The following is a 26,400-nucleotide window of genomic DNA, read 5'->3' as shown; positions in this document are numbered from 1 at the left end:
AAATACGCTTTGATTACCGTGGGGCGAGTTTCTTGATGAGGCTGGTTTTATGCAACGCTCCGCGACATTCCTTCTTTTTAGTTTGCTAATGCTGACCACCGTATCGGCACAGGCGGATATTATCGATGACGCCATTGGTAATATTCAGCAGGCGATTAACGACGCATACAAACCGGACAACGGGCGGGATTATGATGACTCCCGTGATGAAAGCTGGCAGCGCCAGATGAGTGACGACCGGCGCAGGCAATATGACAATCGCCGCCGCCAGTTTGAAGATCGACGTCGCCAACTGGATGACCGTCAGCGCCAGCTCGATCAAGAACGGCGTCAGTTAGAAGACGAAGAGCGCAGAATGGAAGAGGATTACGATCGTTAGCGGTAACGATTAAATTTATGGGTATTTTATCTTTCTGGCAGGGATTTACCTGCTCGCCCAACAGCTCACCATTTTATGTTAATGAATGCACTTGAGCACAGTGCGTGTGTGCACTACAATCTCTCTATGCTTATGGAAAAGGTGCTGGCAATGGAATGTCTAAATCATTAAATATCAGAAATTTTCGGGATACATGGCTTGAAGATTTTTTTGAACGGGCGACATAGCACAGAAAAATACCTGCGGATATTCACACTGCATTAGCCAGAAAGCTGGATATCATTAATGCGGCTGTTTCGCATCGGGATTTGCGCTCGCCACCCGGTAACAGATATGAAGAGTTAACCGGAAAATTACAGGAATATTCTTCAATCAGAGTAAACAAGCAGTACCGATTAATATTTAAATGGATTAATGGTAAGGCCGAAGATGTGTACTTAGATCCACACATCTATTAGAGAAAACGTAAGGTAACGATATGAAACAGGCATCCAGAAAACCAACGACTGTGGGTGATATCCTGCAATATGAATACCTGGAACCGCTTGATCTGAAAATCAACGATCTGGCTGAAATTCTGCATGTTCACCGCAATACAGTGAGCGCACTGGTCAACAATAATCGCAAATTAACAACGGATATGGCGTTTCGTTTGGCAAAAGCGTTCGATACCTCCGTTGATTTCTGGCGTAACCTACAGGCGGCGGTTGACCTGTGGGAAGTTGAAAATGACATGCGGGCGCAAGAAGAACTGAACCGGATTGTTTCAGTTAAAGATTTTATTGCGCAGCGAGATGTCGGCGCAAAAAAAGTCGCTTAATCATCTGTTTGTAGGCCGGATAAGATGTTTTCATCGCATCCGGCAAATTTCCTTACTCCAGCACAATCTCCATTCCGTCATATCCTGCCTCAAACCCTACTGGTAGCGGATGTTCCATCATCCACAGGTCGAACTGGTGGCTGATGTGCGTCAGGATCACTCGTGGGCAGCGGATAACGTCGTTCAACGCGATAACGGTGTTTAAATCACAATGATTGCGCGGTGGCTCGGCGCGCGGGGCATGGCTGCAGTCAATGATAATCACCTGAGGCTGGTTATTGTGGAGAAACTTCAACGTCTTGTCGGGAAGTCCGGCGGTATCGGAGAGCCACGCCACGCGGCTATGTGCGGTCTCCAGCAGATAACCAAACGTCAGCTTTGAATGGTTGAGCGGTAGCGGCGTTACCTGCAATCCTTGCAGGTCGAACACCACGAACGGTGCCACGGTATGGCTAAAATCGAGGATGCCGGGATGCTTAAACAGATCGTCGCAACCCTGTTCATCCGGCGGACCGTACACCGGGATGGTCGCCCCCACACCCCAGCGCAACGGAAACAGCCCTTGCACATGATCCATATGATAGTGGGTCAGCAGAAACTGCTGGAAGCTGCCCGCCGGCCAGTCGTCCATCAGATGCGGGATCCCCGCGTCCAGCAGCGTCACCGCATTATTGAACCTGACCACCCCGCTACAAGGGCGTCGACGGTATTGCGCCTGTAAGCGTGCTCGTTGGCAGGCCGCACAGTCGCAGCCAAATGTCGGCACCAGCTGCGCGCCGCCCGTTCCCGTCAGCGTAATGGTCAGACTCATGGCTCCCCCTACAACGGTTTAGTGAAGCGAAAATGGCTCTGGGTATAGCCTTCGCGCTGATAAAAACGGTGAGCGTTAAGGCGTTGAGTGCTGGTGGAAAGCTCGGTCATCTCTGCACCCGCTTCGCGCGCGGTGGCTTCGGCCCAGGCCAGTAACTGACTGCCCACCGTTAATCCTCGCGCCTGCGGCATCACCACCAGTTCCTGTATTTCGCCAATCCAGTTAGCGTGGTGCAGATGAAACTGCAGGTGCAGACCGATCAAGCCGACGACCTGTCCGTCGAGCAGCGCCAGTTGGTAGTGCATATTGGGATCTTGCAGATTTGCGGCGTATCCGGCACTAAAGGCCTGCAGGTCGAATTGACCCTGTTTCAACTCACAGATGAGCGCATAAACCGCATCGGTATCGTATAGCGTAGCGCGGCGTAATTCACAGACAGACATGTTTCTTCTCCTTGCGTCCCATCAGTGTGAGTAGTGTATCGACAGACTGTAGCAAACTTCCATCGTTGTTCAGGACGTGGCAGTCATACGGGGCGTAGCGGGCTGCGCGCTCAAGACGGGCGGCGATTTCCGTTTCGCTCTCCCGTCCACGAGCCTGCAAGCGCTGGCGTAAAATCGCCGGAGAAACCTGTAAGCAAATGGGGAGTAAAGATGTGCCGTAACGGGCCTGCGCCTGGGGCAGATGCGCCCGTGAGCCGTTGACCACCACATCAAAACCGGCGTGTAGCCAGAGGTCAATCTCCACGCCAACGCCGTAGTAGAAGCCATTGGCGTGCCAGCTCAGCGCCAGCAGGTTCTGCCCGGCGCGGGTAAAAAATTCTTGTTCGCTCAGCGCAATATGATTTTCATTCCCGGCGTTGGCGGCGCGGGTGATGTAACGGTGCGCCACCAGCAGTTGCGCCGGTTCCTGCTGGCGGAGTTCGGCCAGCAGACTGTCCTTACCGGAGCCGGATGGCCCCATCAGCCAGATCAGTTTACCCATAGTCAGAATACCCTTTTGCCCTGACGCCAGACGTGGTCGATATGGATGTTGCCGCCTTTGCGGTGTGCCAGCACCAGATCCGCGCGTTTGCCTTCGGCAACAACGCCACGATCGTCGAGATTTAATGCCCGCGCCGGATTGCGGGTCACCAGACGAATGGCCTGTGGCAGCGTAAAGCGGTTGGCGTCGTCGTCCGCTACGCGAAACGCCGCATCGAGCAGGCTGGCGGGGTAGTAGTCGGAAGAGAGAATATCCAAAAGCCCCAGCTCAGCCAGCTTATGCGCGGCCACGTTGCCGGAGTGAGAACCGCCGCGCACGATGTTGGGCGCCCCCATCAGCACGTTCATACCATGCTGGCGCGAGGCTTCAGCCGCTTCGAAGGTAGTGGGGAATTCGGCGATCACGCTGCCAAGCTGGTGCGATTCCAGCACATGATCATGGGTGGCATCATCATGGCTCGCCAGCGCAATCTGGCGCTCACGACACATCTGGGCAATCGCCGTGCGATTGGGCTGTGACCAACGCGCCGCCAGCGCTAACTGTTCTTCTTCATAGCGGGCCATCTGCTCGTCGGTGAGCGAATACTTGCCTTGATAATACTCGCGGTACTTCTCGCGATTGGCGAACTGACGCTGGCCTGGCGAGTGATCCATCAGTGACACCAGCGTTACCGGCTCGCGGCCGACCAGCTTTTCAAACAGCGGCAGGGTAGTGTGATGCGGCAGCTCACAGCGCAGGTGCAGGCGATGCTCGGCGCGATTGACCCCGCGCTTTTGCGTCTCTTCGACCGCATTGATCATCTTCTCCAGATTTTCCAGACGGTCGCCGCCGTCGCGCACATCGCCAATTGCCACCGCGTCCAGCACGGTGGTAATGCCGCTGGCGACCATTAGCGCGTCGTGGCTGCTCATCGCCGAGTGGGCAGGCCAGTCTACCTTCGGGCGCGGGGTGAAAAATTTGTCGAGATTATCGGTATGCAGCTCGATAAGCCCTGGTAGCAGCCAGCCGCCTTCGCCGTCCAGCGCCTCAGGTAGGCTGCTCGGACTTTCTGCAAAGGTGCGAATGACCCCGCCCTCGATTTCCAGCGATCCTTGCACCACTTCATCTTCCAGTACCAGCTTTACATTATTGATAATCATGCTGTTGTTCCCATCAGATGCAGACGATCCGCTACGCGGTCGCGCACGGTTTGATCGTGAAAAATGCCGACAATTGCTGCGCCGCGGGCTTTCGCCTCTTCAATTAATGCGACGACGGCGGCGCTGTTTTTGGCGTCCAGCGAGGCGGTAGGCTCATCGAGCAGAAGAATTGGGTAATCGACGATAAACCCGCGAGCGATGTTGACGCGCTGCTGTTCGCCGCCGGAAAAGGTCGACGGCGCCAGGTGCCACAACCGCTCCGGCACGTTCAGGCGGGTAAGCAGGTTAGCTGCTTTGGCTGCACACTCCTCACGGGAGACCCCCAGATCCAGCAGCGGTTGCATCACCACATCCAGCGCGGAAATCCTCGGGATCACGCGCAGGAACTGGCTCACCCAGCCGATGGTTGAACGGCGAACTTCCAGTACTTTGCGCGCCGGGGCCTGCACCAGATCGACCCATTCATCGCTGTGACGGATGTGGATGTGTCCTTCATCCGGCAGGTAGTTGGCGTACAGCGAACGCAGCAATGTGGATTTGCCGCTGCCCGAGTGACCGTGCAGCACCACGCATTCGCCGCTTTTAACGTCCAGAGTGGCGTTTTGCAGCACTGGCAGACGCACGCCGTTTTGCTGATGCAGGACAAAGGTTTTACTGACATTTTCAACGCGGATCGCGTTCATTTTTAGCCTCTTTAGACATTTTTGCGTTCGATTGCCGGATGGCGCTTCGCTTATCAGGCCTACAACCAATGCCGCTCCGTAGGCCGGATAAGGCGTAGCCGCCATCCGGCACAAGCGATGCCGCTCCGTAGGCCGGATAAGGCATAGCCGCCATCCGGCACAAGCGATGCCACTCCGTAGGCCGGATAAGGCGCAGCCGCCATCCGGCACAACAAAAAATCAGTTCTGCAACACCGACGACACCAGCAGCTGGGTATACGGATGATGCGGATCGTCGAGCACGCGGTCGGTTAACCCACTTTCCACCACCTGACCTTGCTTCATCACCAGCAAGCGGTCGGCCAACAGGCGCGCGACGCCCAAATCGTGGGTGACAATCACTACCGCCAGATCCAGTTCCACCACCAGGCCGCGCAGCAGGTCCAGCAGTTTGGCCTGTACGGAAACGTCCAGCCCGCCGGTAGGTTCGTCCATAAACACCAGTTTGGGATGGGTGACGAGGTTGCGGGCAATCTGCAGGCGTTGCTGCATGCCGCCAGAAAAGGTGGTGGGTAGATCGTCGATACGCGAGGCAGGGATCTCTACCTCCTCCAGCCAGCGCTGCGCGGTGGCGCGGATGTCGCCGTAGTGACGCGCGCCGGTGGCCATCAGACGTTCGCCGATATTGCCGCCTGCGGAGACCTGACGGCGCAGGCCATCCAGCGGATGCTGATGCACTACGCCCCATTCGGTGCGCAGCAGACGGCGACGGTCGGCCTCGTTCATGCCGTACAGCGAACGGTTCTGATACAAAATCTCACCGCTCTGCGGCGTCAGCCGTGAAGAGATCGATTTCAGCAGCGTGGTTTTGCCGGAACCGGACTCGCCGACGATGCCCAGCACTTCGCCTGGCCACAGGTCAAAAGAGACATCGCTGAAGCCCTTGCCCGGCGCGTAGAGATGGGTCAGGTTGTTGACTGAAAGCAGCGGTTGCGTCATTTGCTGAGGGCCTCGCTCTGTTGGCGGCAGTAGTCGGTGTCGGAGCAGACAAACATGCGTTTGCCGGTGTCATCGAGCACCACTTCATCGAGATAGCTGTGGGTTGAGCCGCAGATGGCGCAAGGCTCATCCCAGCTCTGCACGGTAAACGGGTGATCGTCGAAATCGAGGCTTTCCACGCGGGTGTAAGGTGGAACGGCATAGATACGCTTTTCGCGGCCAGCGCCAAACAGTTGCAGGGCTGGCATCATGTCCATCTTTGGATTGTCGAATTTCGGGATGGGCGACGGGTCCATGACGTAGCGGTTATTGACCTTCACCGGATAGGCGTAAGTGGTGGCGATATGGCCGAAGCGGGCGATATCTTCATACAGTTTCACCTGCATGATGCCGTACTCTTCCAGCGCGTGCATGGTGCGAGTTTCCGTTTCACGCGGTTCGATAAAGCGCAGCGGCTCAGGGATCGGTACCTGGAAGATGATTATCTGATCTTCCACCAGCGGCGTTTCCGGGATGCGGTGGCGGGTCTGGATCAGCGTCGCATCTTCCGTACGCTCAGTGGTATTCACCCCGGTCACACGCTTGAAGAAATTACGAATCGACACGGCGTTAGTGGTGTCGTCTGCGCCCTGGTCAATCACCTTCAGTACGTCCGGCTCGCCAATCACGCTGGCGGTAAGCTGAATACCGCCGGTTCCCCAGCCGTAGGGCATCGGCATCTCACGTCCGCCAAACGGGACCTGGTAACCCGGGATTGCCACCGCTTTCAGAATGGCGCGGCGGATCATGCGCTTGGTCTGCTCATCAAGATACGCAAAGTTGTAGCCGGAGAGGTTAGTGGTCACGGGTGGCCTCCTGTTGCAGGCGTTTGAGCAGTTCCAGTTCGGCCTGGAAATCGACGTAATGGGGAAGTTTGAGGTGCGAAACAAAACCCGCCGCCTCGACGTTATCCGCATGCGCCAGCACGAACTCTTCGTCCTGCGCCGGTCCTGTGACCGTTTCATCGTATTCGGCTGCCTGTAGGGCGCGGTCCACCAGCGCCATCGCCATCGCTTTACGTTCGCTCATACCGAACACCAGCCCGTAGCCGCGGGTAAAATGGGGGGATTCGTTTTCTGGTGCGACAAACCCGTTCACCATTTCACATTCGGTCATCAGCAGTTCGCCGACGTTAACCGCAAATCCCAGCTCTTCCGGCACCGTTTCCAGTTCCACATAGCCGCTGCGGATTTCGGCGGCAAACGGGTGATTGCGCCCGTAGCCGCGCTGGGTGGAGTAGGCCAGCGCCAGCAGATAGCCTTCGTCGCCGCGCATCAGCTGTTGCAGGCGTGAAGCACGTGAACAGGGATAAACCGGCGGTGTGCGGGTGATGTCGTCGGGTGTCGCGCCATCATCCTCTTCACGCTTTGCCAGTCCCTGGTTGGCCAGCAGGGAAAAGACGTGCGGGGAGGCATCCTGTACGGCGTCTGCGCTGCGCAGGGGCGGCGTTTCGCCATTGGCCAGCAGGGTAAAATCCAGTAAGCGATGGGTGTAGTCATAGGTTGGACCCAACAGTTGCCCGCCGGGAATATCTTTGTAGACCGCCGAGATTCGGCGCTCAAGGCGCATTTCTGCGCTGTTAACCGGTTCACTGACCGCCACTTTTGCCAGCGTAGTGCGGTAGGCGCGGAGCAAAAAGATGGCTTCGACGTTATCGCCGCTGGCCTGCTTCAGCGCCAGTGCCGCCAGTTCACGGTCGGCAATACCGCCTTCGGTCATCACCCGGTCAACGGCCAGGTTCATCTGCTGTTCGATTTGTGCCACGCTCAGTTCAGCAATGGTTTCATCGCCCCGGCGTCGGTTTTCCTGCAGGGCGTGGGCGTTGGCTATCGCCTTTTCGCCCCCTTTGACGGCGACGTACATCAGCACACCTCCACATGGGTGGTTCGCGGAATAGCCAGCAGGCGTTCGCCGCAGGTGAGGATCAGATCGACCCCCAGTGGGAACGGGTGCGGGCGTTCGGTGAGTTCGTGAATCAGACATTCCGGCAGCTGTGGCGCGATCATGCGCTCTTCGGCAATGCCCGCTCCGGTCAGACGCAGCATGCGTCCGCCGCTTAAGCCAGAGACCTGCACAATCAGCGTGGCGCTGGTCTCTGGCGCGACGGCTGAACCGGCGGAGAGGGCGTTAAGCTGTTCGCTGCTGATGCGCTCGTCGGCGACGGCAAAGGCCGCCAGCTGCGGCTGATCCACCAGCGGCGCGTTGGTATGAAAACGCAGGTTCTGGCGGGCAATATCGTTATCCATCGACGGCGCCAGCCAGACCGGCGTGTCGCCATCGACCAGGGTCAGCAGCACGCTGGTGGTTGCCAGGCCCAGCGGCTGCCAGCCGTGTTTCAGTTGATGCAGGGCGACGATTACGCCCGGCTCGCTCATGGCCTTCAGCAGGCGACGAAAGCTCTGCTGAGCATCCTGAACGGGTAAATTAAAAGCGGTCAGAAGTGCTGTAGATCGTGTCATGCGTTATCTCCGCGTACCAGCGTGAAGAAGTCGACCCGGCTGGCGTTGACTTCGGCACGGCGTGCGTTAATCAGCGCATCGCGTTCCGCTTCCAGCGGGGCAATTAAGGTTTCCATTAGGTTCTGGAAATGCGTTTGTTCCTGCAGCAGTGCGTCAATCACCGCGCACTGCTCGGCATGTTGTTTATTGCGTCCCAGCAGGTAGCTGTAACCCAGCGTGCCGCTCTTCAGGCGTACCACTGCGCGAGTTAGCGTGGTGTCACCGGCAAAGAAGCGGTTGCCGGTACCGCCCATACGGGCCTGGATCTGCATCAGTCCGCTTTCCGGGGCGCGGATAAGTTCATAGTCCGGCGTCAGTTTGAGCGCGGTGATGCGGGCGTTCAGGGCATCGGCATTGCTGTAAGCCAGCGCGCGCATCCAGCGCTGGCGAGTGGCGGTATCGAAATGCATTCAGTGCTCCATAGTGAATTCGATCATGTCGGCGCGGGTCAGGCTGACGGAGTATTCCGCCGCGTGTTCTTCGCCTTCACGGTGGTTCAGGGTGCGCACGCACAGCAGCGGCGCCATATTGGGGATTTCCAGCACCTTGCTCTCTTTGGCCTGCGCACGGCGGGCGCTGATGCGCGTTTGCGTGCGTAGCAGCGTCAGACCGGACTGTTCGCGCAGGTAGTCATGCAGCGAACCGCTGTTGAAGCCTTGCAGCAGCGGCCACAGCGAGAGGTCGGAAAAATAGTGGTCGATCTGGCACAGTGCGATGCCGTTAACCCGGCGCAGGGTGCGCAGGTGAATCACGTTATCGCCCTCGTTTATGCTGAGCGCATCGGCAATGTGGCTGGAGGCCGGACGCAGCACCGCCAGCAGTTTTTCGCTGGTGGGATGGCTGCCCTGGTCCAGCAGATTCTGACTAAAGCGCGCCTGGGCATTAAGCGGGTAATCGAACGGGCGCATCAGCACCAGCACGCCGACGCCCTGACGACGCTGAACCCAACCGCGTTCAACCAACTGGTCAATGGCGCGGCGCAGGGTGTGGCGGTTTACCTCGTAGCGCGCGGCAAGCTGATGCTCGGCGGGCAGATAGTCACCGCAGCGATAATGTTGACGTAGCTCCTGCTCAAGTCTCGCGGCAATTTCCTGATAACGCGTTGGATAACTGGTCGGATGTGTAGACAAGTGCATAGCAATCAATGCCTCGCTAATCAGATAAAGTGCTTACGCAAACGCTGGGAAAGGAAATCCAACAGGCTGACGGTGACGATGATTAACACCATCAAGGCGCAGGTTTGCTGGAACTGAAAGCCGCGAATCGCTTCCCATAAGGTCACGCCAATACCGCCTGCACCCACCATTCCGACCACCGTGGCCGAGCGAACGTTGGATTCAAAGCGATACAGCGAGTAGGAAATAAGCAGCGGCATGACCTGTGGCAGAACGCCGTACAGAATCTCTTCAATTTTGTTGGCACCGGTGGCGCGAATGCCTTCTACCGGACCTGGCTCAATAGCTTCTACCGCTTCGGAAAGCAGCTTGGAGAGCACCCCGGTAGTGTGGATAAACAGCGCCATCACCCCGGCGAATGGGCCTAACCCGACGGCGACCACGAACAGCATGGCGAAGACCATTTCATTGATGGCGCGGCAGGCGTCCATCAGGCGACGCATCGGCTGGTAAATCCACCACGGCACGAGGTTATCGGCGCACATCAGGCCGAAGGGAATCGACAGCACAACGGCGAGGGCAGTCCCCCAGACGGCAATTTGCAGGGTGACGGCCATTTCACCGAGATAGTCCTGCCACTGGCTGAAGTCCGGCGGGAAGAAGTCGGCGGCGAAGGTCGCCATATTGCCGGAATCCTGGATCAGCGTGAGCGGGGCCATTTCGGCACCTTTCCACGAGACCACCAGCACGGCGAGAAGAATGGCCCAGCTCAGCAGCGAGAACCAGCTACGTTTGGGCGGGGCGACGGTGATGGTTTGCATGTTTAGCTCCTGGGTGTCGATGTTTCGGGTCTGTTGTAGGCCGGATAAGGTGCTGGCACCGCCATCCGGCATGGAATCCCTTGCATTGCCTGATGGCGCTGCGCTTATCAGGCCTACAATTTGGTCACCAGGTTTACTGCACCGCTTTGGTGACGCTGGTCATAGCGCCCAGTGCGGCGGTCAGACGGTCAAGGTCATCGAGCTGCGCTTTCAATGCCGAGGTTTTGCTGGTTTTCTCTTCCTCGTTCAGCCCTTTGTTGTCCTTCACACCCTGCATCTCTTTAAACAGTGCCAACTGGCGAATCGGCACCAGTTGCAGATCGCTGGAGGCGCGGAACGGTGCCCATCCCAGGCGTTCCAGTACGGTTTTCTGTTCCGGCGTTTTGCCGTAATTCATAAAGAAGTCGTACACCTTGTCCTTGGTGGTTTCGGAGAGGTTTTTACGCCAAACGATCGGATCGCCCGGGATCAGCGGCGACTTCCAGATCACCTTCAGCTCTTTCAGTTTTTCCGGTGCGGAAGTTTTCAGCTTGTCGAGGTTTTCGGTGTTGTTGGTGGCGACATCGACCTGCTTGTTGGCGACGGCCAGCGCGTTGGTTTCGTGTCCGGCGTTAACGGTGCGTTTGAAGTCGCTGGCGGAGATGTTGTTTTTGGCGAAGACGTAGTAGCCGGGGACGAGGAAGCCTGACGTTGAGTTGGGATCGCCGTTGCCGAAGGTCAGATCCTTACGTTTGGCGATCAGATCGTTCAGGTTATTGATCGGACTGTCTTTGTTAACGATCAACACGCTCCAGTAACCTGGGGATCCGTCGGCGGCGACGGTCTGGGCAAACACTTGCCCGTTAGCGCGATCCACCGCTTCCATTGCCGAGAGGTTGCCGTACCAGGCGATATCAACTTTGTTAAAGCGCATTCCCTGGATGATCCCGGCGTAGTCCGGGGCGAAGAAGGCGTTCACTTTCACGCCCAGTGATTTTTCCATGTCCTTCAGGAACGGTTCCCACTGCGGTTTCAGATTTTGCTGTGATTCGGTCGAAATAATGCCAAAGTTCAGCGCTTTTTCTTGCTCTTCGGCATGGGCCGGGGTGAGCAGTGTGCTGAGACTAAACATGCTGGTGAAAGCCAGCGCGGCAACGGTCTTATAGCTCATTTCCATTCCTCATTGTGGGGATGTCAGGCAGCCTGCGCGTTCTGTTCGACGCGGTTCATGCTGCGGTAGAGATGGTCAAAACGATCGTTATCAAAATGCTGGCTGCTGCCATCAAAGAAGACGTTGCCCTGGCGCAGCGCGACGATGCGTTCGCAGTAGCGCAGGGCGTAATCCACCTGATGCAGCGTGACGACCACGGTGATGCCGTCGGTCTGGTTTATATCGCGTAGGGTGTCCATCACGATGCGTGCGGATTCCGGGTCCAGCGAAGCAATCGGCTCATCGGCGAGGATCACTTTGGCCTGCTGCATCAGCGCGCGGGCGATTGCGACACGCTGCTGCTGACCGCCCGAAAGCGTGGAAACGCGCTGGTATGCAAAGTGCGCCATGCCCACACGGGTCAGCGCCTGTAATGCACGCTGTTTTTGTTCCTGGCTAAACCAGCTAAAACAGGTACGCCAGAACGGCGTGCTGCCGAGCGCACCAATCAGGACGTTCTCCAGCACTGTCAGGCGGTTCACCAGATTGAACTGCTGGAAGATGTAGCCGGTGTGGGCGCGGCTTTTGCGGATATCGCGCGCCAGGCGGCCTTCATGTTGAACGGTGCGGCCCAGCAGCTCGACGCGGCTGCCGGGGGATTTATCACCGGTGATCAAACCGCTTAAATGACGTAAAAGGGTGGATTTGCCGGAGCCAGACGGCCCAAGCAGAGCCACCATCTCACCGGAACAGATGTTCAGATCAACCGCATTGAGCGCCTGATGTTGATTGAAGGACTTGGAGAGTTTCTCGACGCGAATAATCGTTTGCATGATGCGGCCTCCCTAAAAAAGTGGCCCCATCGTGGCGGATCAATGTGACGTTTTCGTTAAGGGATGGTTACTCGACGATGAAGAGTTGAGCGCTATTTGATGACAGTACGGGAGGGCTGGCCTCCCGTTGGATTACTCTGTAGGGGGTTGCTGTTGTTTGACAACGTTGATCATCCACGGCACGCCATACTGGTCGCTCACTTTACCGAAACCGTGGGCCCAGAAGGTTTCCTGCCAGTCCATTTCGATTTTTCCGTTTGCTGTCAGATTATCAAACCAGCGTTTGCCTTCATCGACGTTTTGCGTGTCGAGCACCAGCGTGAAGCCAGAGTAGTGAGCATTTCCGTCCGGGGCGCTATCGCTCATCATGATGTCACTGCCCGCAACGCGCAGGTTGGCGTGGGCGATGGCAGTGTCGGGGAATTTCAAGCCTGAAGGGCAACCATCTTCGCTATCCTGCGCCGATTTGGGCATTTCACCGAAGTTGATTTTGTAGAGTAGCTCAGCGCCTAACGTTTTTTGATAGTAGGCGATAGCGTCAGCGCAGTTGCCTGCAAAGGAGATATAGGGACTTAACGGCATAATCTTTACCTCAGGTAAAAGAAGCCAATTAAGTGTAGTTAGCGTCTGCAAAAATAAACCAGGCGGGAAGTATGAGCTTCCCGCCTGGCAGATGAGCTGGTGTTGGCCTGATTAGCGTCGCGCTATCAGGCAATTTGCATCAGTTCTTTTTCACAAACTCAGATTTCAGCTTCATTGGGCCAAAGCCATCGATTTTGCAATCGATGTTGTGGTCACCTTCAACCAAACGAATGTTTTTCACTTTGGTACCAATCTTCAGCATGGAAGAGCTACCTTTTACCTTCAGGTCTTTCACGACGGTAACGCTGTCGCCGTCAGCCAGCAGGTTGCCGTTGGCATCTTTAACGATCAGTTCGTCGCTGTCCTGCGCCGGTTCAGCATCGTTCCATTCGTGAGCGCATTCCGGGCAGATGAACATGCCGTTATCTTCGTAAGTGTATTCGGAGTTGCATTGCGGGCAGTGTGGTAATGACATGTGGATTTCCTCAAAAGTCAGCAGGGGCAAATGCGCCCAAAAAATGGCAGATTGCCGAAAAAGGCCGCAATTATACATAAAATCCCTGCATTTGTCGGGACTACTGCGCGATTACGCAAAATGATCTGCTGTAAAGACCCTTTGCTTTCACCTCAATGAAAGTATGGCGGAATATTTTTTAAGGGAAATTGCTACGCTTAGATATTTAAGATAAGGTGAGGCGAAATATCTGATATTCATAGGTAACATTGCTTAGAAATGCCTAAGTCATTGTGATTGAATATCATTGACCCCCTTAAATTTAGTAGGGGGATTCCGCTGGCATTTTTTAAAACTGAACTACGCTGTCTATCTTTCTTACTTATTTTCATAAGTGAGAGGCATCAGGCCAGCGGTTATACACCAAATTTATTTTAATAATATCAATTGGTTGTTTTGATTTTAATTATTTCTATACGTAATTATAAAAGCCAAAAAATCTATAAATAAAACGATTGGGCTAAATAAAAGCAATGCCATTTGCGTTAAGGAAAAATTTTCCATGCACACACAGACAATATATGAATTAAGTCAGGAAGCGGAACGCTTGCTGATGCTCTCGCTTGAACATCTCAGGCAATTGCAAAAATTGCCTATGACGTCGTTGGATGATGTCGCGCTAAAACAAGGAGAGCATAGCAGTCAGGTTGTTCAGCCCCTGCATTTCAGCGCGCGTGGCATGGATGTCCAGCAAGCAACGCTCAATAATGAGCTGCGCAAGATTACGCGTCTGGAAATGGTGCTGGCGATTGTTGGCACGATGAAAGCGGGAAAATCGACGACGATTAACGCGATTGTGGGGACAGAGGTGTTACCTAATCGTAATCGCCCCATGACGGCGTTACCAACGCTAATACGCCATACGCCGGGGCAGAAAGAGCCGGTGCTGCATTTTTCACATGTCGCGCCGATCGATGCCTTAATGAAGGTTTTGCAGCAGCGCGTGCGCGAGTGCGATCGCCTGCGTCTTACGCAGACCCTGGAAATTGACAAGGATATGAATGTCCTGCTGCAACATATTGAAAATGGTGTGGCATTTGAACGGTATTATCTTGGCGCACAGCCTATTTTCCATTGCCTTAAAAGCCTGAACGACCTGGTGCGCCTGTCAAAAGCATTGGACGTTGATTTTCCTTTTGCCGCCTATGCCGCGATTGAGCATATTCCGGTTATTGAAGTTGAGTTTGTCCATTTGGCCGGACAGGCAAGCTACCCAGGGCAATTAACGCTGCTGGATACGCCGGGGCCGAACGAGGCAGGACAACCGCACTTACAAAAAATGCTCAATGAACAGCTGGTGCGGGCCTCTGCGGTGCTGGCGGTGTTGGATTACACCCAACTGAAATCGATTTCCGATGAGGAAGTGCGTCAGGCGATTATGGCGGTCGGCAAGTCAGTACCGCTGTATGCGCTGGTGAACAAGTTCGATCAGAAAGACCGCAACAGTGATGATGAAGAACAGGTGCGGGCGTTGATTTCCGGCACGTTGATGCAAGGCGGAATTGCCCCTGAAAGAATTTATCCGGTCTCCTCAATGTGGGGCTATCTGGCGAACAGGGCGCGTCATGAGCTGACGACGCGCGGGCGACTGCCGGATCATCAGGAGCAACGTTGGGTGCAGGATTTTGCCGAAGCGGCGCTTGGCAGACGCTGGCGCACCACCGATCTTGACGATACAGAACACATCCGCCATGCCGCCGACCTGTTGTGGGAAGACTCGCTGTTTGAACAGCCAATTCAGAAAGTGATCCACGCCGCTTATGCTAATGCTTCGTTGTATGCGCTTCGCTCAGCGTCACATAAGTTATTGAACTATGCACAAAGCGTGCACGAATATCTGGAATTTCGCGCCCACGGGTTAACGGTCGCCTATGACAAACTGCGGCTGAACATCACGCATATTGAAGAGGATATGCAGCAGTTAGAAGTGAGCCAGGGGCGGGTGAGCGATGAAGTCAGCCATGAAGTAGAACTGGCGCTGGAGGCTGCTGCTGCCTATCTCAGTGAGCAACAGACTGAGATTCTTTGCGGTATCAACACGTTCTTTGTCAAAGAAAACGTCCTGATGATGTCACAACACGGTCTGGGGAATGCTGTGAATACGGCAGAAATGGCCGGAGAGATGTTGGTGTTGCATGATGAAGGGCAGGCGAAAATTGTGTTAGATAAAATTCGCTCGTCCTGTGAGGGGGTATTGCTGGCGGCGCAGGAAAGCATCAGCCGGGACTTAGCCCTGCGTTTTGAACAGCTTGAGTCGACGCTCTCCCGGGCGCTAAATGACGCGATGCGGCCAATTGAGCAAAGGGTGAAAGAGGAGCTAAACCACGCCGGTTTTCGTGCGCGGATCCGTTTTCCAGCGTTCCATACGGCGATGTTTAATTTCAATACCCGCCAATTGTTTAACGAGGCCATTGAGCAGGATATTCCGGCAGAAAATGCGCCGTCTACTGGCGGTGTGGTGCGTGACACTTTCTCTCGTTGGCTAAATCAACCCAACTGGGGATGGAATGATTACGTCGAAACAAAAACGCGTTATCTCATTGATATGGGCGCATTGCATAAAAACCTTGTGCAGTACGTTTCCCAGTTTTGCCAACAAATTCGTAAAGCTTTAGCTGCTCAGGTCGATATCTCCGTTACGGCTGGCATGGCCACATTTTTTGCTGATTTCTCTCTGTGCCTGGCGCAATTGCAGGCGAGTCTGAGTGAGAGTCTGACGCTACGCCAACAAAATGAATCCGCGGTGAATGCAATGAATGAGCAATTGCAGCAGCGCATTACGATTGCGGCATGGCTTTATGAAGATTCCCGATTGCTGCGTGACGATATCAATACCCTTTTTGCAACCGAGCACACATGACTAACGTTTTACTGGAAGGCCCCGGGAGGACGCTGGAGTGTGTCTACCCGAAGTTTATGGTCGATCTGGTTCAGGGAGATGAAACCAAACGTTCCGGCGGTTTTCTGCAACAGCAGCAGCGGCTGCGTGCGCGTCTGACGCAGGAAGTGTTATCCCAGACGCAACTGCGTGCGTGGGTGATGGCGGGAGTGTCCAGCGAGCATCTGGTGATGCGCCTTAAGCTGGTGGAGAAGCTGGCAGGCATGATTGATCCGGGTCATCTGGCGCTAGTACGGATCGCCGAAGGGCTGATGTTTTTGCAACAAACAGAACACCCGCGTGGGCTTTCAACCCCCGGTCTTTTACAGCAAATAAATTCACTGACTGACTGGTTTACCCAACGCGCGGCGTATAAAGAGAAGGCGCTGACCCAGCGCGGCCTCACGGTTCAGGCGGGCGAGCATAGCGAACAAATTTTTACCCGCTGGCGGGCTGGCGCGTATGACGGCTGGTCGTTACCAGGACGCTGTTTTGTCGCGCTGGAGGAGCTACGTTGGGGAGCTTTTGGTGATGCCTGCCGGTTAGCGAATGCCGATGTGGTGTTAATGCTAAAAGATAACCTGCGAACCATGGCGGCTCAGGCATTGGCGGACAGCGTGAATGCAGCGCCCGCTACGCGTCATTATTATCATCATTGGCTCAGCACGCCAGCTGTCGGCGGATCGGGCGAGTATAACGATATGCTGAGCTGGCTGGGGAGCTGGTGCGATGCGCAACGTCATCCGGTAAGCTGGTCGGTGACGCAGCGTTGGCAAAATGTGGCGCTGGGAATGCCGCGATTGTGTTCGGCAAAGCGGCTGGTCGATGCGATGGTTGAGGAGATTTTTGCACCGACCCTGCTCGTCAATTGAGCAGGGCTGGTGAGTAGGATAAAGGCAGGTTTAGTGGTGCAGAGAGTCTGCCGGGGTGGCCACCGCTTCGTTGGCGACCAGGTTTTTATTAAAACGTTTGGCGTACAGCGCGGTGATAATCGGCACCAGAATGGCGGTGACAATTACGCTGGCGGCAACCAGCGCCGTAGCGGATGCGGCAACCGGTTCGAACGCCGGGTTAATCTGGGCGATAATCACCGGGTTTGCTACCGCAGCACCTGCTGCTGAAGAGGCTGCGACGCCTGCTGTACCGTTCCCGCCACCAATAACACGGTCAGCAATAATCAGCGGGATACCGGTGATGACGATAACCGCGACACCCAGCAGGATACCCAGCAGACCGGTATCAACGATCACGCTCAGGTTAATAGTGTTACCCAACGCGAAGCCGAAGAACGGGATCAACACCGGTGTGGCTTTGCTGAAGAAAGAACGCAGGTCGTGATCCAGGTTGCCCAACGTAAAGCCAATCAGGAACGGTAATACCGCGCCGATGAAATGGTGTGGCTCGAAGGAGGCCAGACCCGCAGAGCCGAGGATCACCATGGTCATTAACGGACCGGATTCCAGAGACATCAACACAAATGCGCCGGACTCTTCTTTGGTACCGTACTGGTTCATCAGGCTGGCGTACAAACCACCGTTGGTCATGTCCATTGCGGAGACAATTGCCAAAACTGAGAGGCCTGCAAAGAACCCGGTTTGAATACCGGTATCAGGAATAAATGAAGCAGCAATCATTGCCACTACCCACGCCACGGCTATTTTGGTTATTACCAGCGTACCGGACTTGCGTAATACCGTACCGGTTGCTCGCAAATCGATAGATGCGCCGATACAAAAAAACCACACTGCCAGAATCGGTACCGTTCCGCTGATCATTCCTTTGGTAAACGAACCGAAATACGCACCGGTATCCGGAGCTAACGTATTTAACACTGCGCCTAATAACAGAGGAATCAACATCATTCCGCCGGGGATGCGTTCAATCGTGGCTTTAATTTTCATAAACGTCCTCATGTCTTGTCGCTGCTAAAACTCGCGCAAGAGGGTAAAAATTAATAAATTCAAATAGTTACTGGTGTTTCTTAACAAAGAAAATCGCTATCTCTTTGTTTTATAAAATCTAACGCGGCATACGTTGAGCGTGTTGCTGCTCCCAGGGATATTGCGTCTGGAATTAGTTTGCATTCACAGGAACATTGATTCAATCAAAATAAAACGATGTTTTAGTTATCTTCATCACATATTCCGCGCAAAAGTTCTTAAGCACCATGATTATTAAAAAAGCTGTGATCTTTTTGTGAAGGGATTAGGTGGTTTTTTTGCTAGCAGAATAATAGTGACTGCTGTGATTGTTGGTGCAATAAAGCGATTTATTCTTGTATTTAATTGTCATTAAATCGCAAGCATTACATGTAAAAAAGCTGACTAAGAATGACCTAATTTACGCATGTTGACGAAATGAAAAACTATATGTGAAGTTGATCACAAATTTAAACGCTGTTAGGGTAAAGAGGTCATTAACCGCCCAATCAGGCGTCAACAGGTTCGGTTGTACTGCGCGTTTCTCGTCAGTGTAAGTAAACCTGCTACGCTTGTTACAGGGAATGCGCCTGTGCATTCCCCGCTCGGTGATGACCCTGACGCATGCGGCGTTGGGGGACTCGAACTGGAGCGTGACAGGGCTAAGTCTATGAGGACGAGTATGCTAAAAAGGAAAAAAATAAAACCGATAACGCTGCGCGACGTTACCATCATTGATGACGGTAAATTGCGAAAAGCCATTACCGCAGCGTCATTAGGTAATGCGATGGAGTGGTTCGATTTTGGTGTTTATGGATTTGTTGCTTACGCATTAGGTAAAGTGTTCTTCCCGGGGGCTGACCCCAGCGTGCAGATGGTTGCCGCACTCGCCACCTTCTCTGTTCCCTTTCTGATTCGACCGCTTGGCGGATTGTTCTTCGGTATGCTCGGCGATAAATACGGTCGTCAGAAGATACTCGCTATCACCATCGTGATTATGTCGATCAGTACCTTCTGTATCGGTCTTATTCCCTCGTATGCCTCAATTGGTATCTGGGCACCGATTCTGCTGCTGCTGTGTAAGATGGCGCAGGGGTTCTCGGTCGGCGGAGAGTATACCGGGGCATCGATTTTTGTCGCAGAGTACTCGCCAGACCGTAAGCGCGGATTTATGGGCAGTTGGCTGGACTTCGGCTCGATTGCCGGGTTTGTGCTGGGCGCGGGCGTGGTGGTCCTGATCTCAACTATCGTCGGCGAGGATAACTTCCTTGAGTGGGGCTGGCGTATTCCGTTCTTCCTGGCTCTACCGTTAGGGCTGATTGGTCTGTACCTGCGCCATGCGCTGGAAGAGACGCCGGCGTTCCAGCAGCACGTGGATAAACTGGAGCAGGGTGATCGTCAGGGTCTGCAGGAAGGTCCTAAGGTCTCGTTTAAAGAGATTGCAACTAAGCACTGGCGCAGCCTGTTGGCATGTGTTGGTCTGGTGATTGCCACCAACGTCACCTACTACATGCTGCTCACCTATATGCCGAGCTATCTGTCGCATAACCTGCATTACTCTGAAGACCACGGCGTGTTGATTATTATCGCCATCATGATTGGTATGCTGTTTGTGCAGCCGATTATGGGGTTGCTCAGCGACCGTTTCGGGCGTCGTCCGTTTGTGATAATGGGCAGTGTTGCGCTGTTTGTGCTGGCGATTCCGGCATTTATTCTGATTAACAGTAATGTTATCGGCCTGATTTTCGCCGGGTTGCTGATGTTGGCGGTGATCCTCAACTGCTTTACCGGGGTGATGGCGTCAACGTTACCGGCGATGTTCCCGACGCATATTCGCTACAGTGCGCTGGCCGCCGCGTTTAATATCTCGGTATTGATCGCCGGTCTGACTCCGACATTGGCCGCATGGCTGGTGGAAAGCTCGCAGAATCTGATGATGCCTGCTTATTATCTGATGGTGATTGCGGTAGTAGGTTTAATTACCGGCGTGACCATGAAAGAGACGGCTAATCAGCCGCTGAAAGGAGCGACACCTGCTGCTTCGGATATTCAGGAAGCGAAAGAGATCCTCGGCGAACACTACGATAACATTGAACAGAAAATCGAAGATATCGATCAGGAAATTGCTGAGCTACAGGTTAAGCGCACGCGTCTGGTGCAGCAGCATCCGCGTATTGAAGAGTAACGGTGTTATTGCCTGATGGCACTACGTTTATCAGGCCTACGGGCAGCATTGTACTCAGTCGGCCGGATAAGGTGTCTTATGATATCAACTTAAGGTTGGCTTAATCTGTGTCAGGCAAACTCTCCTCCATAGTTTCGGAGGAGAGTGTCATGAAAACCCGTATTTATGAAAGTTTGACCACCGTGTGCAGCGTGCTGATCGTCAGCAGCTTTTTGTATGTGTGGGTGAGCTCTTACTGATCTTTCGCCAATTCCACCCATGCGCGAGTGCCGGTGGCTCCCTGGCGATTTTGCAGATAGAAATGCCCCTGATGTAACTGGGTGATACGACTGACAATGCTCAGCCCCAGCCCAATCCCACCAAAACGGCTGTCCATTCGGACGAATGCTTTACTTAACTCCCCGCATTTACTTTCATCAATGCCCGGCCCTTCATCTTCGACGGCCAGGACGGCATCATGCTCGGTGTTCAGGCTAATCGTAATATGGGTGCCTTCCGGGCTGTAACGATGCGCGTTTTCCACCAGATTTCGTAGCAGCATCCGCAACAGCGTAGCATCGCCACGCACGACAACGTCCGCCGCGCTTTGTGGCAGGAGCAGCGTCTGTTTACGTTGGTCCAGCATGGTGCTGAGTTCATCGTAGGAGGGCAGAATAACGTCCTCCAGCAGTTTGACATGCTGGTAGTTCCCGGCTGAAAACGACTGCCCGACGCGGGCGAGTTGCAGCAGTTGCGATACGCTGTCCATCATTTGATCAAGGCGGGCAATCAACGGCGTAACGTCGACCCTATGGGTTTTGGATAATAATTCCAGATGCAGGCGAACGCCTGACAGCGGTGTGCGCAGTTCGTGGGCGACATCGGCGGTAAATAAACGTTCGTTTTCAATAGTGCTGGTCAGCCGCGTTACCAGGTCATTGAGCGCTGAGACAACGGCCTGGATCTCAACGGTTGAGCTGTGAATTTCAATCGGGGCCAGGTTATCGGCTGCTCGTGCCTCTAACTCTTTTTGCAGATCTGCCAGCGGGCGGGTTATTCGTCGCACCGCCTGATAGCAAATCAGCAGCGCCAGGCTGACCATAAAGATGCCGGGGACGATCAGGCTGGCGATGGCCTCGCGGATCTCATGCATGATGTGGCGATCGTTATTACGATTTTCGCGTAACGCCTGTTCGAATAACTGTATTTGTTCGGTACTTTCGTGCCACAACCAGAAGGTGCTAATCAACTGAAAGACAAGCAGAATAAGACCAATCGTCAGCATTAAACGATGACGAAGCGGGAGTGGTTGTTTGAGATATTGCAGCAGCTTCACTTAGCTTTCCTCAGTGGCGACCAGCATATAGCCAAATCCCCTGACCGTGCGGATGCGTGATTTTCCGACTTTATCGCGCAGATTGTGAATGTGCACTTCCAGCGTGTTGGTAGACGGTTCGTTATCCCAGCTGTAGATGTCGTTATACAAAATTTCCCGGTGTACCGGGCTGCCCGCTTTGAGCATCAGGCGTGACAGGAGCGCGTATTCTTTCGGCGTTAAGATAACCTCTTGTCCGTCCATCCACACCTGGCGACGACCGATATTCAGCGTCAGATTGCTGACAATTAATTCACTTTCACCCTGATTGTTGTGGCGACGCAGAAGTGCCCGGATGCGGGCGTGCAGTTCTTCCAGAGCGAACGGTTTGACCAGATAGTCATCGGCACCCACATCCAGCCCGCTGACCCGGTCTTTGAGCGTGTCACGGGCGGTGAGGATCAGCACGGGGAGAGAGTATTTCTTCTGTCTGATGCGGGTCAGGAAGTGCAAACCGTCTTCATCCGGCAAGCCCAGGTCCAGAACAACCAGACTGTAATGTCCGGTCTCCAGACACTGCTCGGCTGCACGGGCGGTTGACACGCCATCACAGGCGTAGCCTTCTGTTTGTGCAGCGAGTATCAGTCCCTGTAGTAACAACGTGTCGTCTTCAACAATCAGAATTTTCATTCGTTTAGCCTCCCCGGCAGGGTTGCAGAATATCATCTGCCGCCTGATATTTCTGTGTTTGCACGCCCGTTAATCCCAGCAGAGTTGAGAAGAGATTATCCTGCGAGAAGTCTTCTGAGCTTGCCCGTTTTTGCAAACATGTCTGAGAGACCTGATAGCGTTGCTGATAATCCTCGGAGAGCCACAGCAGCATCGGCACATGTTTTTGCGTATCTGGTGCAATCGAATACGGCAGGCCGTGCAAATAGACGCCATTTTCCCCTAAGGATTCGCCGTGATCGGAAAGATAGACCAGGCTGGTGGTGAAATTATCCTGATGCTCTTTCAGTATATTGATCGCTTTATCAACAATATAGTCAACGTAAAGAATGGTGTTGTCGTAAGTATTGACCAACTGTTGCTGCGAACAGGTCTGGATTTCGTTGGTATCGCAGGTTGGCGTAAATTTCTTAAACTGCGCAGGATAGCGGTTGTAATAGGTCGGACCGTGGCTGCCGATGGTGTGCAGCACAATCACCCCGTCGCCTTGCAGGTTATTAATGTACTCTTCCAGCCCGTGGAACAGGACTTCATCGTAGCATTCACCGTCAATACACTGCCCTGGCAGGTTCAGCTTAGTCATATTCTGGTGTGGAACCCGATCACAGGCTCCTTTGCAGCCGCCGTCGTTATCGTTCCACAGAACGTTAATTCCCGCCCGCTGAATGATGTCGAGTACGCCTTCCTGATGCTGTGCCAGTTCTTCGTCGTAGTGCGCGCGTGGCATATCCGAGAACATGCAGGGTACTGATACTGCCGTTGCCGTTCCGCAGGATGTGGTGCGGGGGAAATAGACCACATCATCTTTTTCCAGCAGCGGGTTGGTCTGGCGCGAGTAGCCTGACAGCGAGAAGTTATCGCCGCGCGAGGTCTCGCCGAGAACCACAATCGTCAGGTTCTTACTCTTTTCTTTCACCATCAACGGATTGCGATGGGCATCTTCGCCAATGCGCACCAGCGGCAGGTGGGCCAGTCGCTGGTGTGAATACCAGGATGACGTCGCCACAATGCTGTTGGATGGACTGAGGGATTTCACCAGTTCTTTGTTGTTGCGAAACAGTGAGGCGTAATCTTTATAGAAGAATGCAGCAACCAGCACGATCAGCAGCGCGGAGATCAGAATGTTCGCGCCACGAAACAGTATGCTGCGCATGACTGGCGTGATCGGTTTAATTTTTACCCAGCAGGCAATGAGCGCGGCCAGAATGCCGCTCACCCCGAGCGTGATGAGCATTTGCGGCGTCAGCAAAGCAAAGGTTTCGGCGGGCGTAGTGTCCATCATATTGGCGATCATCGAGCGGTCGATGATGATGCCGTAAGTCATGATGAAATATTGGGCCGATGCGCCAACCAGAATGAAAATGCACGCCACCAGGCGATTAAGCCACAGGAATGAGGCCAGCGTCAGCACGATGTTCATGACGCTGAACGCGACCACCGGCATTGATAAAAACACCAGCACGTTACGCACAGAGTCCAGAGGCAGGTCTTGCAGCACTTGTTTATAGAACGCAATGTTCAGGAAGGTCGCAAGATAAAATGAGATCAGCAGGAGCCAGCTGATTAGCCCGAGAGTGGGCCTTTTAAACAAGAGCTTTAACATTAAGGGGGTTCCATCGACTAAGTGGCGCAAATCCTCTCAAAGTAAAGTTAAGCCAACCTTAAGTTCTTAATGTTGATTTCTCGAATATCAGCGAGGCAGCGGAGGCCCGATGAACTGACGCCATCGGGCAATGACGATTGCTTAAGTTAGTTATTGTTCACTGGTGCATCCAATGGATACGGGTTTTTATGGATCCGGTTGTAGTTCAGTGCGTACAGCGCGGTGATGATCATCAGCGTGACGAACGACCACATCACTTCTTTGGCGCCGGAACCGACAACCGCCCAGATGCAGTAGACAAAGGCGATAAAGGTCACCAGTAAGTACATCGGGCGTGCTTTACCAAAGTGGCCATGGCCGAGCAGCAGCAGCGCGGCGCAGGTATACAGATACGGCACCAGGGTGAAGATAACGGAGACCGAAGAGACCAGACCAAACTCTTTTGCTGCGTTCGGCGACATGCTGCTGAACTGGAAGATGGTCATCAGGATGCCGACGATAATTAACCCGGCCACTGGCGTACCGGCTTTGTTCACGCGGGCAAAAATCGGTGGGAACAGACCGTCATCGGCTGCGGCTTTGGCGGTTTGCCCGGCAAGCAGCGTCCAGCCGCCCAGAGAACCAAGACACCCGGCAGCAGCACAGAAGGAAACTATCGCCCCAGCGGTGTCACCCAGCGCCATACGTGCGGCATCACCGAACGGAGAGGCTGATACACGCAGCGCCGCGTTAGGGATCATACCCATGATTGCGGTGGTGGAGAGCACGTAGCAAACAGCGGCAATCAGCACGCCGCCCATGGTGGCGATAGGTACGTTACGTTTGGGATTTTTAACCACGCCAGCCGCAACGGAGGCGCTTTCCACCCCGATAAATGACCACAAGGTGACGTTCAGAGTGCTTTGAATCGCGCCGAAGGTGTTCATGCCGCTGACGTTCCAGGCTGCCATATAGGTTTCACCGCGGAACCAGAACCAGCCGAAGACGGCAATCCCGACAATTGGCACCAGTGCCAGTACCGTTGCGACGGCCTGCACGCGGGTGATCATTTTCGGTCCGACAATGTTCAGTAATACGAAGATCCACAGCACTACGACGCAGGTCAGCGTCAGGACCAGCGGATCTTTTAAGATGGGGAAGAAGTAGCTCAGGTAACCGACGCCAATGACCACCATGGCGATGTTACCAATCCAGCAGGCCAGCCAGTACAGCACGTTGGTCTGGTAGCCCAAAAAAGGACCGAAGCAGCGGCGGGCGTAAGCATAAGAACCACCGGGACTGGAGTCTAAGGACGACATTTTGGCGTACACCATCGACAGTGCCAGAGCACCGATAATCGTGACCAACCATCCGTAGATTGCAATCCCGCCAGTTGACGCAAGGTTTGCGGGTAGCAGGAATACACCGGAACCCATAATATTCCCCGACACCATAAGGGTGACGGGGATTAAGCCCACTTTGTGAGCATCAGCATCCGTCGACATATTTTTTAACTCCTGATAAGGATAAATGACGCCTTATCATACCTCGTCAAAAGTCTATTTAATGATGACGGAGCTGGGGTATCGCTAATGCTGATATTATTATGGCTTATCGCTAACTGATTAAAAATCAGGCGGCGGATGGCTCCCTATGTTGACTCACATAATGCAGAGGCGTCATCCCATAGAACTCTTTGAATACGGAGATAAAGTATGAGGTACTGTTATATCCACACAGTTGAGAGACCTGAGAAATGTTTTTGCCGTCCATCAGTAATTGATTGACGGCATATCGCATGCGACATGTGGTAATTATTTGGCTGTAACTTGTATTTTCACTTTTGAGCTTTTTCTTTAACAAACTGGGACTCAGGCATAAGCAACTGGCAACCATGCTTAAATTCCAGTCTTTATGTATATCGCTCTCAATAATGTGATAAACGCTATCGCTGATACAGTTGCGCAGCATATACATGAGCAAAGAAATAAACTTTTTGCTGTCGAGAAAGCGTGATAACACCGTGAACAGTAGCGAGCGCGTACGCTCTCTTTCAGCTTCGTTCACTGTGTCCATTACGCTGTGTTGGGCTGCCACCCTGAAGACATCCGGCGTCAGACACGCGGCGGTCATCACTGGGCTGGCACTGCGTTGCCAGAGTGGGATCTGTGAAAGGTCTTTATTTAAAAAGCGCAGATAATCTTTAATGATATCGCGGCTGATATGTACGACCAATGCGTTATTAAGTGATGAGAAATCGATAATATTATTATCGCATGCCACCAGCGCCATATGATTAGCTTTTAAACTGATGGCTTCTTTACCGTTAATCCTTAACCAAACATCCTTCTCCGTTAATACAACAACACAAGCTTCTTTGCTGCAAAGCCTCATACCCAACTCCAGGAATATGAACATAAAACACCGTAGCTCAACATCAGATGAGCCAAATCGGCTAAATTGAAATTGTATGATGAAACCAGGACTG

28 protein-coding genes and 1 pseudogene are annotated in these 26,400 nt (G+C 53.8%); 7 read left to right on the top strand and 22 right to left on the bottom strand.

Annotation, left to right across the window (positions count from 1 at the left end; translation table 11 throughout):
* The first annotated feature begins 49 nt into the window (after positions 1 to 49).
* The 3 genes and pseudogenes from yjdP to OGX96_RS00245 all read left to right on the top strand — a co-directional run bounded on the left by yjdP (position 50) and on the right by OGX96_RS00245 (position 1,199).
* Positions 50 to 379: a DDRRRQL repeat protein YjdP gene (gene yjdP / locus OGX96_RS00255; protein WP_003031807.1), complete on the top strand. Its 330-nt coding sequence runs from the start codon at positions 50 to 52 to the stop codon at positions 377 to 379.
* Positions 380 to 534: 155 nt separating this feature from the next.
* Positions 535 to 837, top strand: a pseudogene (locus OGX96_RS00250) (type II toxin-antitoxin system RelE/ParE family toxin).
* Between the two features lie 20 nt (positions 838 to 857).
* On the top strand, positions 858 to 1,199 hold the full coding sequence (locus tag OGX96_RS00245) for a HigA family addiction module antitoxin (RefSeq protein ID WP_008786950.1): 342 nt from the start codon (positions 858 to 860) through the stop codon (positions 1,197 to 1,199).
* A 52-nt stretch (positions 1,200 to 1,251) separates the two neighbouring features.
* Here OGX96_RS00245 and phnP read toward each other — a convergent pair whose 3' ends face one another.
* The 16 genes from phnP to OGX96_RS00165 all read right to left on the bottom strand — a co-directional run bounded on the left by phnP (position 1,252) and on the right by OGX96_RS00165 (position 13,286).
* Positions 1,252 to 2,010 (bottom strand): phosphonate metabolism protein PhnP, encoded by a 759-nt coding sequence (phnP, locus tag OGX96_RS00240; protein ID WP_198803146.1) that lies wholly within the window; start codon positions 2,008 to 2,010, stop codon positions 1,252 to 1,254.
* Positions 2,011 to 2,018: 8 nt separating this feature from the next.
* A complete protein-coding gene (gene phnO, locus OGX96_RS00235; RefSeq protein WP_048215113.1) occupies positions 2,019 to 2,453 on the bottom strand; it encodes an aminoalkylphosphonate N-acetyltransferase in 435 nt (144 codons plus the stop codon).
* Positions 2,440 to 2,994, bottom strand: a complete 555-nt coding sequence (phnN, locus tag OGX96_RS00230; RefSeq protein ID WP_008786953.1) for a ribose 1,5-bisphosphokinase — start codon at positions 2,992 to 2,994, stop codon at positions 2,440 to 2,442. Before phnN ends, phnO begins: the two co-directional genes overlap by 14 nt.
* 2 nt (positions 2,995 to 2,996) lie before the next feature.
* Positions 2,997 to 4,133, bottom strand: a complete 1,137-nt coding sequence (gene phnM, locus OGX96_RS00225; RefSeq protein ID WP_032942122.1) for an alpha-D-ribose 1-methylphosphonate 5-triphosphate diphosphatase — start codon at positions 4,131 to 4,133, stop codon at positions 2,997 to 2,999.
* Positions 4,130 to 4,816, bottom strand: a complete 687-nt coding sequence (gene phnL, locus OGX96_RS00220; RefSeq protein WP_003826708.1) for a phosphonate C-P lyase system protein PhnL — start codon at positions 4,814 to 4,816, stop codon at positions 4,130 to 4,132. The genes phnM and phnL overlap by 4 nt, the downstream gene beginning before the upstream one ends.
* A 219-nt stretch (positions 4,817 to 5,035) precedes the next feature.
* On the bottom strand, positions 5,036 to 5,794 hold the full coding sequence (gene phnK, locus OGX96_RS00215) for a phosphonate C-P lyase system protein PhnK (protein WP_003844769.1): 759 nt from the start codon (positions 5,792 to 5,794) through the stop codon (positions 5,036 to 5,038).
* Entirely contained in the window at positions 5,791 to 6,582 is a 792-nt protein-coding gene (phnJ, locus tag OGX96_RS00210) for an alpha-D-ribose 1-methylphosphonate 5-phosphate C-P-lyase PhnJ (protein ID WP_234096745.1), read from the bottom strand. The genes phnK and phnJ overlap by 4 nt, the downstream gene beginning before the upstream one ends.
* A 46-nt stretch (positions 6,583 to 6,628) precedes the next feature.
* Entirely contained in the window at positions 6,629 to 7,696 is a 1,068-nt protein-coding gene (locus OGX96_RS00205; RefSeq protein WP_008786956.1) for a carbon-phosphorus lyase complex subunit, read from the bottom strand.
* Entirely contained in the window at positions 7,696 to 8,292 is a 597-nt protein-coding gene (gene phnH / locus OGX96_RS00200) for a phosphonate C-P lyase system protein PhnH (protein ID WP_008786957.1), read from the bottom strand. The genes OGX96_RS00205 and phnH overlap by 1 nt, the downstream gene beginning before the upstream one ends.
* Positions 8,289 to 8,741, bottom strand: coding sequence for a phosphonate C-P lyase system protein PhnG (phnG, locus tag OGX96_RS00195; protein WP_008786958.1), 453 nt, complete (start codon positions 8,739 to 8,741; stop codon positions 8,289 to 8,291). The genes phnH and phnG overlap by 4 nt, the downstream gene beginning before the upstream one ends.
* Positions 8,742 to 9,467 carry a phosphonate metabolism transcriptional regulator PhnF gene (phnF, locus tag OGX96_RS00190; protein ID WP_020996086.1) on the bottom strand — a complete coding sequence of 242 codons (726 nt, stop codon included), beginning with the start codon at positions 9,465 to 9,467 and terminating at the stop codon, positions 8,742 to 8,744.
* A gap of 20 nt (positions 9,468 to 9,487) precedes the next feature.
* Positions 9,488 to 10,267, bottom strand: a complete 780-nt coding sequence (gene phnE / locus OGX96_RS00185) for a phosphonate ABC transporter, permease protein PhnE (RefSeq protein ID WP_016155398.1) — start codon at positions 10,265 to 10,267, stop codon at positions 9,488 to 9,490.
* Positions 10,268 to 10,400: 133 nt separating this feature from the next.
* Entirely contained in the window at positions 10,401 to 11,417 is a 1,017-nt protein-coding gene (phnD, locus tag OGX96_RS00180; RefSeq protein ID WP_008786961.1) for a phosphonate ABC transporter substrate-binding protein, read from the bottom strand.
* Between the two features lie 23 nt (positions 11,418 to 11,440).
* Positions 11,441 to 12,229, bottom strand: coding sequence for a phosphonate ABC transporter ATP-binding protein (phnC, locus tag OGX96_RS00175; RefSeq protein ID WP_003826726.1), 789 nt, complete (start codon positions 12,227 to 12,229; stop codon positions 11,441 to 11,443).
* A 132-nt stretch (positions 12,230 to 12,361) separates the two neighbouring features.
* Entirely contained in the window at positions 12,362 to 12,811 is a 450-nt protein-coding gene (yjdN, locus tag OGX96_RS00170) for a VOC family metalloprotein YjdN (RefSeq protein WP_198803154.1), read from the bottom strand.
* 139 nt (positions 12,812 to 12,950) lie between these two features.
* On the bottom strand, positions 12,951 to 13,286 hold the full coding sequence (locus tag OGX96_RS00165) for a zinc ribbon domain-containing protein YjdM (RefSeq protein ID WP_003031835.1): 336 nt from the start codon (positions 13,284 to 13,286) through the stop codon (positions 12,951 to 12,953).
* 541 nt (positions 13,287 to 13,827) lie between these two features.
* Between OGX96_RS00165 and crfC the strand changes: the two genes are divergently transcribed.
* Together crfC and OGX96_RS00155 are read left to right on the top strand one after the other, a co-directional pair.
* Positions 13,828 to 16,185: a clamp-binding protein CrfC gene (gene crfC / locus OGX96_RS00160; RefSeq protein ID WP_048236322.1), complete on the top strand. Its 2,358-nt coding sequence runs from the start codon at positions 13,828 to 13,830 to the stop codon at positions 16,183 to 16,185.
* Complete coding sequence (locus tag OGX96_RS00155; protein WP_003826733.1) at positions 16,182 to 17,075, top strand: diguanylate cyclase regulator RdcB family protein; 894 nt, start codon at positions 16,182 to 16,184, stop codon at positions 17,073 to 17,075. Before crfC ends, OGX96_RS00155 begins: the two co-directional genes overlap by 4 nt.
* A 30-nt stretch (positions 17,076 to 17,105) precedes the next feature.
* Here OGX96_RS00155 and kdgT read toward each other — a convergent pair whose 3' ends face one another.
* Positions 17,106 to 18,104 (bottom strand): 2-keto-3-deoxygluconate transporter, encoded by a 999-nt coding sequence (kdgT, locus tag OGX96_RS00150; protein WP_003826735.1) that lies wholly within the window; start codon positions 18,102 to 18,104, stop codon positions 17,106 to 17,108.
* A 700-nt stretch (positions 18,105 to 18,804) separates the two neighbouring features.
* Between kdgT and proP the strand changes: the two genes are divergently transcribed.
* Together proP and pmrR are read left to right on the top strand one after the other, a co-directional pair.
* On the top strand, positions 18,805 to 20,307 hold the full coding sequence (gene proP / locus OGX96_RS00145; protein ID WP_198803158.1) for a glycine betaine/L-proline transporter ProP: 1,503 nt from the start codon (positions 18,805 to 18,807) through the stop codon (positions 20,305 to 20,307).
* A gap of 149 nt (positions 20,308 to 20,456) precedes the next feature.
* Positions 20,457 to 20,546, top strand: a complete 90-nt coding sequence (gene pmrR, locus OGX96_RS00140) for an LpxT activity modulator PmrR (RefSeq protein ID WP_003826741.1) — start codon at positions 20,457 to 20,459, stop codon at positions 20,544 to 20,546.
* Here pmrR and pmrB read toward each other — a convergent pair.
* The 5 genes from pmrB to OGX96_RS00115 all read right to left on the bottom strand — a co-directional run bounded on the left by pmrB (position 20,540) and on the right by OGX96_RS00115 (position 26,306).
* Complete coding sequence (gene pmrB / locus OGX96_RS00135) at positions 20,540 to 21,622, bottom strand: two-component system sensor histidine kinase PmrB (protein ID WP_198803160.1); 1,083 nt, start codon at positions 21,620 to 21,622, stop codon at positions 20,540 to 20,542. The two genes, pmrR and pmrB, sit on opposite strands and share 7 nt — an antisense overlap.
* Entirely contained in the window at positions 21,623 to 22,291 is a 669-nt protein-coding gene (pmrA, locus tag OGX96_RS00130) for a two-component system response regulator PmrA (RefSeq protein ID WP_008786966.1), read from the bottom strand. It lies immediately after the preceding gene.
* Between the two features lie 4 nt (positions 22,292 to 22,295).
* Positions 22,296 to 23,933 (bottom strand): phosphoethanolamine transferase EptA, encoded by a 1,638-nt coding sequence (gene eptA / locus OGX96_RS00125; RefSeq protein ID WP_286581963.1) that lies wholly within the window; start codon positions 23,931 to 23,933, stop codon positions 22,296 to 22,298.
* Between the two features lie 146 nt (positions 23,934 to 24,079).
* Complete coding sequence (gene adiC / locus OGX96_RS00120) at positions 24,080 to 25,417, bottom strand: arginine/agmatine antiporter (RefSeq protein WP_003031853.1); 1,338 nt, start codon at positions 25,415 to 25,417, stop codon at positions 24,080 to 24,082.
* Positions 25,418 to 25,544: 127 nt separating this feature from the next.
* On the bottom strand, positions 25,545 to 26,306 hold the full coding sequence (locus OGX96_RS00115) for an AraC family transcriptional regulator (protein ID WP_008786968.1): 762 nt from the start codon (positions 26,304 to 26,306) through the stop codon (positions 25,545 to 25,547).
* Positions 26,307 to 26,400: the final 94 nt, after the last annotated feature.

Source organism: Citrobacter sp. Cpo100 (assembly GCF_030332595.1).
GTDB lineage: Bacteria > Pseudomonadota > Gammaproteobacteria > Enterobacterales > Enterobacteriaceae > Citrobacter > Citrobacter portucalensis.
This window is presented reverse-complemented; position numbering and strand designations above follow the sequence as displayed.

Excerpts from the sequence above, each read along its gene's own strand:
- yjdP (WP_003031807.1), top strand. The coding sequence starts at position 50 with ATGCAACGCTCCGCGACATTCCTTCTTTTTAGTTTGCTAATGCTGACC.
- OGX96_RS00245 (WP_008786950.1), top strand. The coding sequence starts at position 858 with ATGAAACAGGCATCCAGAAAACCAACGACTGTGGGTGATATCCTGCAA.
- phnP (WP_198803146.1), bottom strand. The coding sequence starts at position 2,010 with ATGAGTCTGACCATTACGCTGACGGGAACGGGCGGCGCGCAGCTGGTG.
- phnO (WP_048215113.1), bottom strand. The coding sequence starts at position 2,453 with ATGTCTGTCTGTGAATTACGCCGCGCTACGCTATACGATACCGATGCG.
- phnN (WP_008786953.1), bottom strand. The coding sequence starts at position 2,994 with ATGGGTAAACTGATCTGGCTGATGGGGCCATCCGGCTCCGGTAAGGAC.
- phnM (WP_032942122.1), bottom strand. The coding sequence starts at position 4,133 with ATGATTATCAATAATGTAAAGCTGGTACTGGAAGATGAAGTGGTGCAA.
- phnL (WP_003826708.1), bottom strand. The coding sequence starts at position 4,816 with ATGAACGCGATCCGCGTTGAAAATGTCAGTAAAACCTTTGTCCTGCAT.
- phnK (WP_003844769.1), bottom strand. The coding sequence starts at position 5,794 with ATGACGCAACCGCTGCTTTCAGTCAACAACCTGACCCATCTCTACGCG.
- phnJ (WP_234096745.1), bottom strand. The coding sequence starts at position 6,582 with ATGATCCGCCGCGCCATTCTGAAAGCGGTGGCAATCCCGGGTTACCAG.
- OGX96_RS00205 (WP_008786956.1), bottom strand. The coding sequence starts at position 7,696 with ATGTACGTCGCCGTCAAAGGGGGCGAAAAGGCGATAGCCAACGCCCAC.
- phnH (WP_008786957.1), bottom strand. The coding sequence starts at position 8,292 with ATGACACGATCTACAGCACTTCTGACCGCTTTTAATTTACCCGTTCAG.
- phnG (WP_008786958.1), bottom strand. The coding sequence starts at position 8,741 with ATGCATTTCGATACCGCCACTCGCCAGCGCTGGATGCGCGCGCTGGCT.
- phnF (WP_020996086.1), bottom strand. The coding sequence starts at position 9,467 with ATGCACTTGTCTACACATCCGACCAGTTATCCAACGCGTTATCAGGAA.
- phnE (WP_016155398.1), bottom strand. The coding sequence starts at position 10,267 with ATGCAAACCATCACCGTCGCCCCGCCCAAACGTAGCTGGTTCTCGCTG.
- phnD (WP_008786961.1), bottom strand. The coding sequence starts at position 11,417 with ATGAGCTATAAGACCGTTGCCGCGCTGGCTTTCACCAGCATGTTTAGT.
- phnC (WP_003826726.1), bottom strand. The coding sequence starts at position 12,229 with ATGCAAACGATTATTCGCGTCGAGAAACTCTCCAAGTCCTTCAATCAA.
- yjdN (WP_198803154.1), bottom strand. The coding sequence starts at position 12,811 with ATGCCGTTAAGTCCCTATATCTCCTTTGCAGGCAACTGCGCTGACGCT.
- OGX96_RS00165 (WP_003031835.1), bottom strand. The coding sequence starts at position 13,286 with ATGTCATTACCACACTGCCCGCAATGCAACTCCGAATACACTTACGAA.
- crfC (WP_048236322.1), top strand. The coding sequence starts at position 13,828 with ATGCACACACAGACAATATATGAATTAAGTCAGGAAGCGGAACGCTTG.
- OGX96_RS00155 (WP_003826733.1), top strand. The coding sequence starts at position 16,182 with ATGACTAACGTTTTACTGGAAGGCCCCGGGAGGACGCTGGAGTGTGTC.
- kdgT (WP_003826735.1), bottom strand. The coding sequence starts at position 18,104 with ATGAAAATTAAAGCCACGATTGAACGCATCCCCGGCGGAATGATGTTG.
- proP (WP_198803158.1), top strand. The coding sequence starts at position 18,805 with ATGCTAAAAAGGAAAAAAATAAAACCGATAACGCTGCGCGACGTTACC.
- pmrR (WP_003826741.1), top strand. The coding sequence starts at position 20,457 with ATGAAAACCCGTATTTATGAAAGTTTGACCACCGTGTGCAGCGTGCTG.
- pmrA (WP_008786966.1), bottom strand. The coding sequence starts at position 22,291 with ATGAAAATTCTGATTGTTGAAGACGACACGTTGTTACTACAGGGACTG.
- eptA (WP_286581963.1), bottom strand. The coding sequence starts at position 23,933 with ATGTTAAAGCTCTTGTTTAAAAGGCCCACTCTCGGGCTAATCAGCTGG.
- adiC (WP_003031853.1), bottom strand. The coding sequence starts at position 25,417 with ATGTCGACGGATGCTGATGCTCACAAAGTGGGCTTAATCCCCGTCACC.
- OGX96_RS00115 (WP_008786968.1), bottom strand. The coding sequence starts at position 26,306 with ATGAGGCTTTGCAGCAAAGAAGCTTGTGTTGTTGTATTAACGGAGAAG.